Annotated in this window: 14 protein-coding genes and 3 tRNA genes; 4 read left to right on the forward strand and 13 right to left on the reverse strand. The window is 70.0% G+C overall.

Translation table 11 applies throughout. The features are described from left to right. Positions 1-100: 100 nt before the first annotated feature. The 7 genes from rplJ to CG747_RS27005 form a co-directional block, all read right to left on the reverse strand. Positions 101-631 (reverse strand): 50S ribosomal protein L10, encoded by a 531-nt coding sequence (rplJ, locus tag CG747_RS26975; protein ID WP_100604431.1) that lies wholly within the window; start codon positions 629-631, stop codon positions 101-103. Positions 632-953: 322 nt separating this feature from the next. Next, positions 954-1,769 carry a hypothetical protein gene (locus CG747_RS26980; RefSeq protein WP_100604432.1) on the reverse strand — a complete coding sequence of 272 codons (816 nt, stop codon included), beginning with the start codon at positions 1,767-1,769 and terminating at the stop codon, positions 954-956. Between the two features lie 193 nt (positions 1,770-1,962). Continuing rightward, positions 1,963-2,679 (reverse strand): 50S ribosomal protein L1, encoded by a 717-nt coding sequence (gene rplA, locus CG747_RS26985; protein WP_100604433.1) that lies wholly within the window; start codon positions 2,677-2,679, stop codon positions 1,963-1,965. A gap of 82 nt (positions 2,680-2,761) precedes the next feature. After that, positions 2,762-3,196, reverse strand: a complete 435-nt coding sequence (gene rplK / locus CG747_RS26990; protein ID WP_016571043.1) for a 50S ribosomal protein L11 — start codon at positions 3,194-3,196, stop codon at positions 2,762-2,764. A 166-nt stretch (positions 3,197-3,362) separates the two neighbouring features. Then, a complete protein-coding gene (nusG, locus tag CG747_RS26995) occupies positions 3,363-4,238 on the reverse strand; it encodes a transcription termination/antitermination protein NusG (RefSeq protein ID WP_100604434.1) in 876 nt (291 codons plus the stop codon). A gap of 71 nt (positions 4,239-4,309) precedes the next feature. Further along, positions 4,310-4,606 carry a preprotein translocase subunit SecE gene (gene secE, locus CG747_RS27000; RefSeq protein ID WP_100604435.1) on the reverse strand — a complete coding sequence of 99 codons (297 nt, stop codon included), beginning with the start codon at positions 4,604-4,606 and terminating at the stop codon, positions 4,310-4,312. A 108-nt stretch (positions 4,607-4,714) separates the two neighbouring features. Continuing rightward, positions 4,715-4,787: transfer RNA gene (locus CG747_RS27005), tRNA-Trp, on the reverse strand. Positions 4,788-4,975: 188 nt separating this feature from the next. On the opposite strand from CG747_RS27005, the gene CG747_RS27010 reads away from it, so the two are divergent. Continuing rightward, positions 4,976-6,211, forward strand: a complete 1,236-nt coding sequence (locus tag CG747_RS27010; protein ID WP_100604436.1) for a pyridoxal phosphate-dependent aminotransferase — start codon at positions 4,976-4,978, stop codon at positions 6,209-6,211. Between the two features lie 151 nt (positions 6,212-6,362). After that, positions 6,363-7,391 (forward strand): adenosine deaminase, encoded by a 1,029-nt coding sequence (locus CG747_RS27015; protein WP_100604437.1) that lies wholly within the window; start codon positions 6,363-6,365, stop codon positions 7,389-7,391. 22 nt (positions 7,392-7,413) lie between these two features. Here the strand turns inward: CG747_RS27015 and CG747_RS27020 are convergent, their stop codons facing one another. The 6 genes from CG747_RS27020 to CG747_RS27045 all read right to left on the reverse strand — a co-directional run bounded on the left by CG747_RS27020 (position 7,414) and on the right by CG747_RS27045 (position 9,958). Continuing rightward, the gene (locus tag CG747_RS27020) at positions 7,414-8,478 is read right to left on the reverse strand and encodes a UDP-N-acetylmuramate dehydrogenase (RefSeq protein ID WP_100604438.1); all 1,065 of its coding nucleotides are present in this window, start codon (positions 8,476-8,478) and stop codon (positions 7,414-7,416) included. 59 nt (positions 8,479-8,537) lie between these two features. After that, positions 8,538-8,972 carry a MaoC family dehydratase gene (locus CG747_RS27025; RefSeq protein WP_100604439.1) on the reverse strand — a complete coding sequence of 145 codons (435 nt, stop codon included), beginning with the start codon at positions 8,970-8,972 and terminating at the stop codon, positions 8,538-8,540. A 1-nt stretch (position 8,973) separates the two neighbouring features. Next, on the reverse strand, positions 8,974-9,426 hold the full coding sequence (locus tag CG747_RS27030) for a MaoC family dehydratase N-terminal domain-containing protein (RefSeq protein WP_100604440.1): 453 nt from the start codon (positions 9,424-9,426) through the stop codon (positions 8,974-8,976). 85 nt (positions 9,427-9,511) lie between these two features. Then, positions 9,512-9,676 carry a 50S ribosomal protein L33 gene (rpmG, locus tag CG747_RS27035; protein ID WP_004571794.1) on the reverse strand — a complete coding sequence of 55 codons (165 nt, stop codon included), beginning with the start codon at positions 9,674-9,676 and terminating at the stop codon, positions 9,512-9,514. Positions 9,677-9,765: 89 nt separating this feature from the next. Then, a tRNA-Met gene (locus CG747_RS27040) sits at positions 9,766-9,838 on the reverse strand. A 47-nt stretch (positions 9,839-9,885) separates the two neighbouring features. Continuing rightward, positions 9,886-9,958: transfer RNA gene (locus CG747_RS27045), tRNA-Thr, on the reverse strand. A 181-nt stretch (positions 9,959-10,139) separates the two neighbouring features. Here CG747_RS27045 and CG747_RS27050 point away from each other — a divergent pair. Beyond that, positions 10,140-11,393, forward strand: a complete 1,254-nt coding sequence (locus CG747_RS27050; RefSeq protein WP_100604442.1) for an amidohydrolase family protein — start codon at positions 10,140-10,142, stop codon at positions 11,391-11,393. 57 nt (positions 11,394-11,450) lie between these two features. Next, positions 11,451-12,113: an NAD(P)H-binding protein gene (locus CG747_RS27055; RefSeq protein WP_100604443.1), complete on the forward strand. Its 663-nt coding sequence runs from the start codon at positions 11,451-11,453 to the stop codon at positions 12,111-12,113. Positions 12,114-12,172: the final 59 nt, after the last annotated feature.

Here is a 12,172-nt window from a genome sequence, read left to right on the forward strand (position 1 = left end):
GTCCTTCCACTAAATCGGCTGGTGCCGGATGTACATTTCGGCGGGCGTGCGGCCCGCTGTAACCCGCGCCGGGACGGCGCGGATCATGACGCGAGCCGAGTTACTCGGCACCGCCCTGCTCAGCCTGCTTGGCGCGCAGCGCGTCCACGGTGCGGACGAGCTTCGACGGCAGCGCCTGGAAGACGGAGGCAGCCTGGGACTGCTTCGCCTTGAAGGCACCGGCCAGCTTGCTGAGCAGAACCTCGCGGGACTCGAGGTCCGCAAGCTTCTTGATCTCGTCGGCGGAGAGCGCCTTGCCGTCAAGGACACCGCCCTTGATGACGAGGTTCTGGTTCTCCTTGGCGAAGTCACGAAGACCCTTCGCCGCCTCGACCGGGTCACCGGTCACGAAGACGACGGCCGTCGAGCCACTGAGGTGCTCGTCCAGCACAGTGATCCCGGCCTCCTGGGCCGCGATCTTGGTCAGCGTGTTCTTCACCACACGGTACTGAGCGTTGTCACCGAGCGAACGGCGCAGCTGCTTGAGCTGCGCAACGGTAAGTCCGGTGTACGCGGTCACAACAGCTGCGTTGGAGTTACGGAACTCGTCCGCAATCTCCTCGACGGCTGCGACCTTGTCGGGCCTCGCCATGAGCCTCGGCCTCCTTCCGGGTGATGAGGACCGCGCAGAAGGGGCTGGGCAAAACAAACGCCCCGGCGCAGGGCACGGGGCGTTACTCGACCGAACAGAAAACTGCCCGGGAGTCTCTCCACATAACCTGCGCAGGCCGTCCGCAGCTAGCGGATCCTTCGGCCACCACACGTCCAGGACCGGACGCGCAGAGACAACCAGCGGTCTTTGGCTTCCGGGACACCGTACGGGAACGGGCTGGGCCAGAGCAAATCGGCTGAGCGGGGGCACCGGGAACGCGCCCCGGGCCCCCGCTCACCAGTGGACCGCTAACTCAGCGGACTCACTTGTACTCGGTGGTGTCGCTCGCCGGCGGCGGCGTCACCGAGACCTTGGTGCCGTAGTCCGAGTAGTAGACCGTCGAGTCGTACGGCGACTTCTTGCTGTCCATCTGCTCGCGCTTCTTGACCAGCAGGTTGTCCGAGCTGACCCACAGGTCGATGGTCTCGGTCGTGGCGCCCGTGTTCTTCAGCTGCTGCTCCAGGGCCTTGAGGTCCGCCTCGCTGACGTTCTTCGTCTGCATGCGGGTCAGCTCGCTCACCGAGAGCGTGCCGTTGTAGTGGGTCGCCTGGACGCCGCGGACGTCTTCCTTGCCGACTTCCTTGACCTTGCCCGAGGCGACCAGCAGGTCCACCGACCGGCCCGGGTTGTTGTTGTTCATCATGTCCTTCATCAGGGCACCGGCCGGGCCCAGCTTCTTGGCCATGACGTCGTAGTCGTACTTGATCCAGTTCTTGCCGCCCAGGGGCATGCCCATGTTCATGTACATCGCGTCCGGCGTGTACAGCGCCTTCATGGGCTTGCCGGAGCCGCCCATCGGACCACCGGCCTGGGTGATGTCGACGGACATGTGCATGCCGGACGACCAGTCCATCGCGCCCTTCATGGTCTGGGTCACCGCACCGTTCTTGGTGGTGCCCTCGACCTTGGCGGAGCTCTTGCCGTTCGTCTGCTGCGAGGCCGTCTTCAGCGAGGCCAGAGCGGCCTCCAGCGGAGACTTCGCCCCTGCCGCGTCGTTGCTGCCTCCGCCGGAGCTGCCACCGCCGGTGCCGTTGCTCTTGTCGCCACCGCTGTTACAGGCGGTCAGACCGGCCATCATGACAACTCCCGCCGCAACGGCGGCGGCGATACGCGTGGTACGCACTGAGGCTCCCCCTTTAGATCTCCATTTGGACCTCGGAGGCGACTGTAGTGCAGCCCACTGACAGCACATGCGTCAGGCCCCGCCCTCCGTACGGAGGGCGGGGCCTGACGGTAACGCGTCACGCGCTACGAGGCATCGATCGGCGAGATCAGACGGCCTCGTCCTCGACGAGGAGGTTGCGGGTGCGGTTGGAGTCCAGCGGGATGCTGGGGCCCATCGTGGTGGTGATCGTCGCCTTCTTGATGTACCGGCCCTTGGCGGCGGACGGCTTCAGACGGGTGATCTCCTCCAGCGCCGCGGCGTAGTTCTCCACCAGCTTGGCGTCGTCGAAGGACACCTTGCCGATGATGAAGTGGAGGTTGGAGTGCTTGTCGACGCGGAACTCGATCTTGCCGCCCTTGATGTCCGTGACAGCCTTGGCGACATCCGGGGTGACGGTGCCGGTCTTCGGGTTCGGCATCAGACCACGCGGACCGAGCACGCGGCCGAGGCGGCCGACCTTGCCCATGAGGTCCGGGGTGGCGACGACGGCGTCGAAGTCCAGACGGCCCTTGGAGACCTCGTCGATCAGTTCGTCCGAGCCGACGATGTCGGCGCCGGCGGCTTCCGCGGCCGCAGCACGGTCACCGGTCGCGAAGACCAGGACCCGGGCGGTCTTACCAGTGCCGTGCGGGAGGTTCACGGTGCCACGGACCATCTGGTCGGCCTTGCGCGGGTCGACACCCAGACGCATGGCGACCTCGACGGTCGCGTCGAACTTGGCGGACGTGGTGTCCTTGGCGAGACGGACGGCCTCGAGCGGGGCGTACAGACGCTCCCGGTCGATCTTCGCGTCCGCGTTGCGAAGAGACTTGCTGCGCTTCACTTCTGCTCCTGATGCAGTGGGGTGGAGTCGTGGTACGGACCAGCGCCTGGTCCTTCCACGGAGGTGCCTAGGGGGCTGAGGTTCAGCCCTCGACCGTGATGCCCATGGAACGGGCGGTGCCGGCGATGATCTTCGACGCGGCGTCCAGGTCGTTGGCGTTCAGGTCGGGCATCTTGGTGGTGGCGATCTCGCGGACCTGCGCCTCGGTGATCTTGGCGACCTTGGTCTTGTGCGGCTCGCCGGAGCCCTTCTCCACGCCCGCAGCCTTCAGGATGAGCTTCGCGGCCGGCGGGGTCTTGGTGACGAAGGTGAAGGAACGGTCTTCGTAGACCGTGATCTCCACCGGCACGACCATGCCACGCTGCGACTCGGTCGCGGCGTTGTAGGCCTTGCAGAACTCCATGATGTTGACGCCGTGCTGACCCAGCGCGGGGCCGACCGGCGGAGCCGGGTTCGCGGCACCGGCCTGGATCTGGAGCTTGATAAGCCCCGTGACCTTCTTCTTCTTGGGAGGCATGCTCTCTCCGGGTCCTAGTGAGAGGTGGTTCGCCTCGCAATCCGGTCATCCGGATGGAGGCATACCGCACCACGATAACGGGTACTGTCGTGCGGCCAAAAACCGCGCAGGTCAGACCGGCTCTGCGCCGGTCTGACCTGGTCGGTGGCTGGAGGTCCGGAAGAACCTAGTTCTTCTGGATCTGGTCGAAGCTCAGCTCGACCGGGGTCTCGCGACCGAAGATCTCCACCAGACCCTTGACCTTCTTCGAGTCGGCGTTGATCTCGTTGATCGTGGCCTGCAGCGTCGCGAACGGACCGTCGGTGACGGTGACGGAGTCGCCCACCTCGAAGTCCAGGACCTGGACCTCGACCTTGCGGGACGGCGCCGGCCTGCCCTCGGCCGCGGCGGCCTCCTTGGCCGCCTTCTCCTCCGCCTCCGGCGCGAGCATCTTGACGATCTCGTCCAGGGTCAGCGGGTACGGGTCGTAGGCGTTGCCGACGAAGCCGGTGACACCGGGGGTGTTGCGGACGACGCCCCAGGACTCGTTCGTCAGGTCCATGCGCACCAGGACGTAGCCCGGGAGCTTGTTCTGGCGAACCGTACGGCGGTCACCGTTCTTGATCTGCACTACCTCTTCCTGCGGCACCTCGGCCTGGAAGATGTAGTCCTCGACGTTCAGCGAGACGGCGCGCTGCTCGAGGTTGGTCTTCACGCGGTTCTCGTAGCCCGCGTAGGTGTGGATGACGTACCACTCGCCGGGGAGCCCGCGCAGCTCGTCACGGAGGGCGGCCACCGGGTCGACCGGCTCCTGCTCCTCGGCATCCTCGGAGACCTCCTCGTCCTCGACGTGCACGGCGGCCGCCTCGGCGGGCTCGCCGGCGTCGGCGTCCTCGGCGTCCAGCTCGTCGACGTCGTCGGCGCCCGCGACGATCTCCGCGGCGGCCTCCTCGTCAGCGATGGCCGCAGCGTCCCCCTCGACCTCGGCCGAGACGGCCTCGTCAACCTCGGCCTCTGCAGCCGCGACGGGCTTGGCGGCGTCGTTCAGGTTCGGGTCAGACACGTGGCTGCTTCTTCCTTGCTTCAAGGGGTTGAACGTGCGAAGGGCCGCCCGCAGAGGCACCCTCCGCGGGATCAGCCGAAGACGTACCCGACGACTCGGTTGATTCCCAAGTCAATCACGGTTACGAGACCGATGATGACGGCCACGAAGACGATCACCACGGTGGTGTACGACGACAGCTGGCCGCGCGACGGCCAGACGACCTTGCGGAGTTCCGCAATGACCTGACGGTAGAAGAGCGCGAGCCGCGCGAAGGGCCCCTTCTTGCCGCGCTTGCCGCCGCGGCGGGGCTTCTTCTGGGACTCCGTGGTGTCGTCCTCAGAACGACCACGCTCAGGCATGTCGATGGAGCCCAGGGCGTCCGTCACTCGTCCTCACCTGAATCCGGGTCGTGGCCGTGCCGCGTCCGGCCCGGCCGCACGGCGGTGCATTTCGTACGTACGCGTGCACGCACTTGGTGATGAAAGTGCGTGTAGCAGGGCCGGAGGGACTTGAACCCCCAACCGCTGGTTTTGGAGACCAGTGCTCTACCAATTGAGCTACGACCCTTTGTGGTTCCCCCAACCTACCGCATCCGGACGACTGCACTTTGTCGTGCAGCGTGCGCCACGGTGACCCGGTGGGAGCCAACGGTCAGCGAGTGTACGTGGTTCAGGGCCGGGCGTCGAACAGGAACCTCCCGTACCACCCCGCAAACCCGTGCAACGGGGCCGACCGCGGTCTGCGACGATGCCCCTATGAGCGCTGCCACTCCCTCTGCATCGTCCCCCGCCGACCGCCGGGTCTCCGTCCGCGTCGGTTCGATCTCCGAGTCCGCCACCCTCGCCGTCGACGCCAAGGCCAAGGCCCTCAAGGCCGCCGGGCGCCCGGTGATCGGCTTCGGCGCCGGCGAGCCCGACTTCCCCACGCCCGGCTACATCGTCGAGGCGGCGGTCGAGGCCTGCCGCAACCCGAAGTTCCACCGCTACACCCCCGCGGGCGGCCTCCCCGAGCTGAAGTCCGCGATCGTCGCGAAGACGCTGCGCGACTCCGGCTACGAGATCGAGGCCGCGAACGTCCTGGTCACCAACGGTGGCAAGCAGGCCATCTACGAGGCCTTCGCGGCCATCCTGGACCCGGGTGACGAGGTCATCGTCCCGGCGCCGTACTGGACCACCTACCCCGAGTCGATCCGGCTCGCGGGCGGCGTGCCGGTCGACGTGGTCGCCGACGAGACCACCGGCTACCGGGTGACCGTGGAGCAGCTGGAGGCGGCCCGCACCGAGCACACCAAGGTGCTGCTGTTCGTCTCCCCGTCGAACCCGACCGGTGCGGTCTACCCCCGCGAGCAGGTCGAGGCCATCGGCCGCTGGGCCGCCGAGCACGGCCTGTGGGTGCTGACCGACGAGATCTACGAGCACCTGGTCTACGGCGACGCGGAGTTCTCGTCGCTGCCGGTCGTGGTACCGGAGCTGCGCGACAAGTGCATCGTCGTCAACGGCGTGGCGAAGACGTACGCGATGACCGGCTGGCGGGTCGGCTGGGCGATCGGCCCCAAGGACGTCATCAAGGCGGCCACCAACCTCCAGTCGCACGCCACCTCCAACGTCTCCAACGTGGCGCAGGCCGCGGCCATCGCGGCGGTCAGCGGCGACCTGACGGCCGTCGAGGAGATGAAGGTGGCCTTCGACCGGCGCCGCAAGACCATCGTGCGGATGCTCAACGAGATCGACGGCGTGCTGTGCCCGGAGCCGGAGGGCGCGTTCTACGCGTACCCGTCGGTCAAGGGGCTGCTGGGCAAGGAGATCCGCGGCAAGCGCCCGCAGTCCAGCGTCGAGCTGGCCGAGCTGATCCTGGAGGAGGCAGAGGTCGCCGTCGTCCCGGGTGAGGCCTTCGGTACCCCCGGCTACCTGCGGCTTTCGTACGCGCTGGGCGACGAGGACCTGGTCGAGGGCGTCTCCCGGATCCAGAAGCTGCTGGCGGAGGCCAAGTAGTCGGCGTGGCGGCGTAGGCGGCGCAGCCTGCGCAGGCGGCCATTCGGCGTGCGGGGTCGGACCGTTGTCCGGCCCCGCACGCTTTTTTGGTGGCCCCTCCGTTCGGGGCGGGGCCTATGCCCGCGGCGGGCGGGTGCGGCAGTATCTGCGGATGGAGCGTGTTCGTGATCTGCGTCAACTGCCGAAGGCCCACCTGCACCTGCACTTCACCGGCTCGATGCGGCCGGCGACGCTGCTGGACCTCGCCGACAAGTACGGCGTCCACCTGCCGGACGCGCTCACGAGCGGGAAACCGCCCCGGCTCAGCGCCACCGACGAGCGCGGTTGGTTCCGTTTCCAGCGGCTCTACGACATCGCCCGGTCCTGCCTGCGGTCGCCCGAGGACATCCAGCGACTGGTGCGGGAGGCCGCGGAGGAGGACGTCCGGGACGGCTCCCGCTGGCTGGAGATCCAGGTCGACCCGACCTCGTACGCACCGCGGCTGGGCGGGCTGATCCCGGCCCTGGAGATCATCCTGGACGCGGTGGACCGGGCCGCCCGGGACACCGGGCTGGGCATCCGCGTCCTGGTCGCCGCGAACCGGATGAAGCACCCGCTGGACGCCCGCACGCTGGCCCGGCTGGCGGTGCGCTACGCCGACCGCGGGGTGGTCGGCTTCGGGCTCTCCAACGACGAACGCCGGGGTTTCGCCCGGGACTTCGACCGGGCCTTCGCCATCGCCCGGGACGGCGGCCTGCTGTCGGCGCCGCACGGCGGCGAGTTGTCCGGGCCGGCGAGCGTCCGGGACTGCCTGGACGATCTGCACGCCGCGCGGATCGGGCACGGGGTGCGGGCCGCGGAGGACCCGGTGCTGCTGCGCCGGCTGGCGTCCCGCGGGGTGACCTGCGAGGTGTGCCCGACGTCCAATGTGGCGCTGGGCGTCTACGGGAAGCCGGAGGACGTGCCGTTGCGGACGTTCTACGAGGCCGGCGTCCCGATGGCGCTGGGCGCCGACGACCCCCTGCTGTTCGGCGCGCGGCTGGCCGCCCAGTACGAGATCGCGCGCACCGCGCACGCCTTCACCGACACCGAGTTGGCCGAGCTGGCCCGGCAGTCCGTACGGGCCTCCCGCGCGCCCCAGGAGGTGCAGCGGGCGATGCTGGCGGACATCGACGCCTGGCTGGCCGCCCCGGTGCCGTAGCGGACCCGGGGCGGCCCGGCCCCTACAGGCTGACGCCGACCGTCACCGGTTCGTTGACGAGGGTGACCCCGAAGGCGTCGCGGACGCCGTCGCGGACCTCGCGGGCCAGGGCGAGCAGGTCCTCGGTGGTGGCCTGGCCGCGGTTGGTGAGGGCCAGGGTGTGCTTGGTGGAGATCCGGGCCGGGCCGCTGCCGTAGCCCTTGGTGAAGCCGGCCCGGTCGATGAGCCAGGCGGCGGAGGTCTTCACCCGTCCGTCGCCGTCCGGGAAGGCGGGTGGTGCGGTGTCGGGGCCGAGGCGGTCGTGGACCCGCCGGACGAAATCGGCGTGCTCGGCCTCGGTCAGGACGGGATTGGTGAAGAAGGAACCGGCCGACCAGGTGTCGTGGTCGTCGGCGTCCAGCACCATGCCCTTGCTCGCCCGAAGCGCCAGGACGGTCTTGCGGGCGACGGTGAGCGGCACCCGGTCCCCGGTGCCGACCCCGAGGGCGCGGGCCGTCTGGTCGTACCGCAGGGGCGCGGAGAGCCCGTCGGCGTCCTCCAGGGCGAACCGGACCCGCAGCACGACGAACCGCTCGGGGTGCTCCTTGAAACGGCTGTGGCGGTACGAGAAACCGCACTCCGCGCTGGAGAGGGTGACCGTCTCGCCGGTCCGGCGGTCGTAGGCGACGACCTCGGTGAGGGTCTCGGAGACGTCCTGGCCGTAGGCGCCGACGTTCTGGATCGGGGTGGCGCCGGCCGAGCCGGGGATGCCGGCCAGGCACTCGACGCCGGCCAGTCCGGCCTCGACGGTGCGGGCGACGGCGTCGGACCAGTTCTCGCCCGCGGCGAGTTCCAGGGCGGTGCCGTCGAGGGTGAAGCCGCGGGTGGCGATGCGCAGGGCCGTGCCTTCGAAGCCCTTGTCGCCGATGACGAGGTTGCTGCCGCCGCCGATGACCAGCAGCGGGGTGCCGGCGTCGTCCGCCGCACGGACGGCCGCGATCACCTCGTCGTCGGTGGTGGCCGTGACGAGCCGGGTCGCGGGGCCGCCGAGCCGGAAGGTGGTCAGCGGGGCGAGGGGGGCGTTGTTCTCTACGTGGCGTTCCTGCACCCGGCCAAGGGTACGGGGGCGGTCCGGCGGTACCGGGCCGGCCGCCCCGCGCGGCTGCCTCAGGCGAGCCGGACCACGGCGCGGGACATGCCCAGCACCTTCTGGTCGGCGCTCTTGGCGGTGAGGTCGACCCGGACGGTCCGCTCCTCGTCGTCGAGCTTGGCCGCGACCGTGCCGCTGACCTCGATCAGCGCGCCGGCCTCGTCGTTGGGCACGACGACGGGCTTGGTGAAGCGCACGCCGTACTCGGCGACGGCACCCGGGTCACCGACCCAGTCCGTGACCACCCGGACGGCCGAGGCCATGGTGAACATGCCGTGCGCGATGACGTCCGGCAGTCCGACCTCCTTGGCGAACTTCTCGTTCCAGTGGATCGGGTTGAAGTCCCCGGAGGCACCCGCGTACTGCACGAGTGTGGCGCGGGTCACGGGGAAGGCCTGCGCGGGGAGTTCGGCGCCGACCTCGACGTCGTCGTAGGAAATCTTCGCGGTCATCTCAGGCCTCCTCAGCACGTCGGGCGACGAGTTTCGTGATTGCCGTCACAACGTGCTCGCCGGCCTCGTCGTGCACCTCGCCCCGGATGTCGATGACTTCGTTGCCGGCCATGGACCTGATCGCCTCGATGGTGGAGGTCACGGTCAGCCGGTCACCGGCGCGCACCGGCCGCCGGTAGGCGAATTTCTGGTCGCCGTGCACCACCCGGCTGTAGTCCAGACCGAGTTGCGGGTCGGCGACGACCATTCCTGCGGCCTTGAATGTGATGGCAAACACAAAAGTCGGCGGCGCGATCACATCGGAGTGACCGAGCGCCTTGGCGGCTTCGGTGTCGGTGTAGGCGGGGTTGGTGTCACCGATCGCCTCGGCGAATTCGCGGATCTTTTCCCGGCCGACCTCGTACGGGTCAGTGGGCGGGTACGTGCGTCCGACGAATGACTGGTCGAGCGCCATGGGCTCGCAACCTCCCTGTACTGATGGTGCTAAAGCCGCGAGGCCGCCCCCAGGGAATGGGGACGGCCTCACAGACGAGCCTGAGTTATCGCGTCTCGCGGTGCGCGGTGTGCGCGTTGCAGCGCGGGCAGTGCTTCTTCATCTCCAGGCGGTCCGGGTCATTACGCCGGTTCTTCTTGGTGATGTAGTTCCGCTCCTTGCACTCCACGCAGGCCAGCGTGATCTTCGGGCGGACGTCGGTGGCAGCCACGTGAGTGCTCCTTGACGGACGGATAGTCGATTTGAACGCATACAAGAGTAGCCGACCGGAGGACCGACCCCACAATCGGCTACTGTAAGTAGCGGTGACCGGACTTGAACCGGTGACACAGCGATTATGAGCCGCTTGCTCTACCGACTGAGCTACACCGCTGTGATGCGAGAGTTCCTCGTCCGAAGACGAGGTCCCCCACACATCAGAGCCCCAATACGGAATCGAACCGTAGACCTTCTCCTTACCATGGAGACGCTCTGCCGACTGAGCTATTGGGGCGAGCGATGAAGACATTACACGGCCCGCCGCCAAACGTGAAATCCGTATCCGCGTCGCGTCCCAACGGCCCCCCGCACCACACCGGTACGACTATTTCGCGCCTGCACCATGTGCTCCGGGCCGCGCCCTAGGCTCGGATCCACCCCGCGTGATCTTGCACGCCGTGGCTTCGAGGAGCGCGATGTCCGACAGCAGTTCGCCGCAGCCGGGGAAGCCCGGGGGTGCCGGTCGGTACGCCCGGCCGGAATCCGGCGCACTGGTCCTGTGCGGCGCCCGGCTCGCCGACGGCCGCACCGTGGACGTCCGGCTCGGCGGCGGGCGCATCGAGGCGGTCGGCACGGCCGGCAGCCTCGCCCCGCAGGGAGCCCGGGTGGACCTCGCCGGCTACCTGCTGCTCCCGGCCCCCGCCGAACCCCACGCGCACTGCGACACCGCCCTGACGGCGGACGCCGACGGGCCCGCCTCCGACTCCGCCGAGGACGTCCAGCGCCGCACGACCGAGGCGGCGCTGCTCCAGCTCGGGCACGGCGCCACCGCCTCCCGGAGCCATGTCCGGATCGGCGGCGTCCAGGGGCTGCGGGCGCTGGAGTCGGTGCTCCAGGCCCGGCGGGCACTGCGCGGGCTGGCGGATCTGGCGGCGGTGGCGGTGCCGCGGGTGCTGACCGGGGCGGCCGGCGCGAACGGGGTGGCGATGCTGCGGGACGCGGTCAAGATGGGCGCCACGGTCATCGGCGGCTGTCCGGACCTGGACCCCGACCCGGCCGGCTACGTGGAGACCGTCCTGGAGGTGGCCGGCGAACACGGCTGCCCGGTGGACCTGCACACCGACGGTGACGATCCGGCGCGGCTGGCCCGGTTCGCGGCGATGTGCGGTGGGCTGCGGCCCGGGGTGGCGATCGGGCCGTGCGCCGGGATGGCGCGGATGCCGCGGAGCGTGGCGGCCCGGGTCGCGGAGCAGTTGGCGGCCGCCGACGTCACCGTGGTCTGCCTGCCGCAGGGCGACTGCACCGGCCTGGAGCGGAACGGCACCCGGGTGTCGCGGCCTGCACCGGTGCGGCTGCTGCGGGCGGCCGGGGTGCGGGTGGCGGCGGGCAGTGGGGCGCTGCGGGACGCGGCGAACCCGGTGGGGCGGGGGGACCCGTTGGAGGCCGCGTACCTGCTGGCCTCTCTGGGGGAGGCCACGCCGGAGGCGGCCTACGAGACGGTGAGTTCGGCGGCGCGGGCGACGCTGGGGCTGCCGGAGGTGCGGGTCGAGGCGGGTTTCCCGGCGGAGTTGCTGGCGGTGCGCGGGGAGCGGATCGCCGGGGTGCTCTCGTTGGCGTACAGCCGGATCGTGGTGCACCGGGGGCGGGTGGTGGCGCGCACCAGCGCGGTGCGCGAGTACTGCGACTCGGTGGATGTGGCGCTGGAACTGCCCCGCCAGTCGCAGCGCTGAGCGCCGCACCGGCCGGTCCTCCGGTGTGCCGGGGCGGTTCGGCGTACGGTCGGCAGCATGCGCATTGTCATCGCAGGTGGACATGGTCAGATCGCGCTGCGGCTGGAGCGGTTGCTGCATGCGCGCGGGGACGAGGTCGCGGGGATCGTCCGGCGGCCGGAACAGGCCGGCGATCTGCTGGCCGCGGGTGCCGAACCGGTGGTCTGCGACCTGGAGTCGGCGTCGGTGGGCGATGTCGCCCGGCACCTTGAGGGCGCGGACGCGGCCGTCTTCGCGGCGGGAGCCGGGCCGGGCAGCGGCGCCGCGCGCAAGGACACGGTGGACCGCGGCGCGGCGACGCTGTTCGCGGACGCGACCGAGGCGGCCGGCGTACGGCGTTTCGTGGTCGTCTCGTCGATGGGCGCGGACCGGGAGCCCCCGAAGGGCACCGATCCGGTCTTCGCGGCCTATCTGCGGGCGAAGGGCGCCGCGGACGCCGACGTACGGGCCCGGGCCGGGCTGGACTGGACGATCCTGCGGCCCGGCCGGCTCACCGACGACCCCGGCGTCGGCCAGGTGACGCTGGCCGACGCGACCGGGCGCGGGGCGGTCTCGCGGGACGACGTGGCGGCCGTACTGGCGGCGCTGCTGGACGAGCCGGGCACGGCCGGGCGGACGCTGGAGCTGATCGGCGGGGACGTGCCGGTGGCGGACGCGGTGCGGAACGCGGCGTCGCACTGAGGCCCCCCGCGGCGGACGCGCCCTCGCGGCCCTGAGGGCGCGTCTGCCGCCCTGTGGCG

This window comes from Streptomyces sp. CB02959 (genome assembly GCF_002803155.1).
GTDB lineage: Bacteria > Actinomycetota > Actinomycetes > Streptomycetales > Streptomycetaceae > Streptomyces.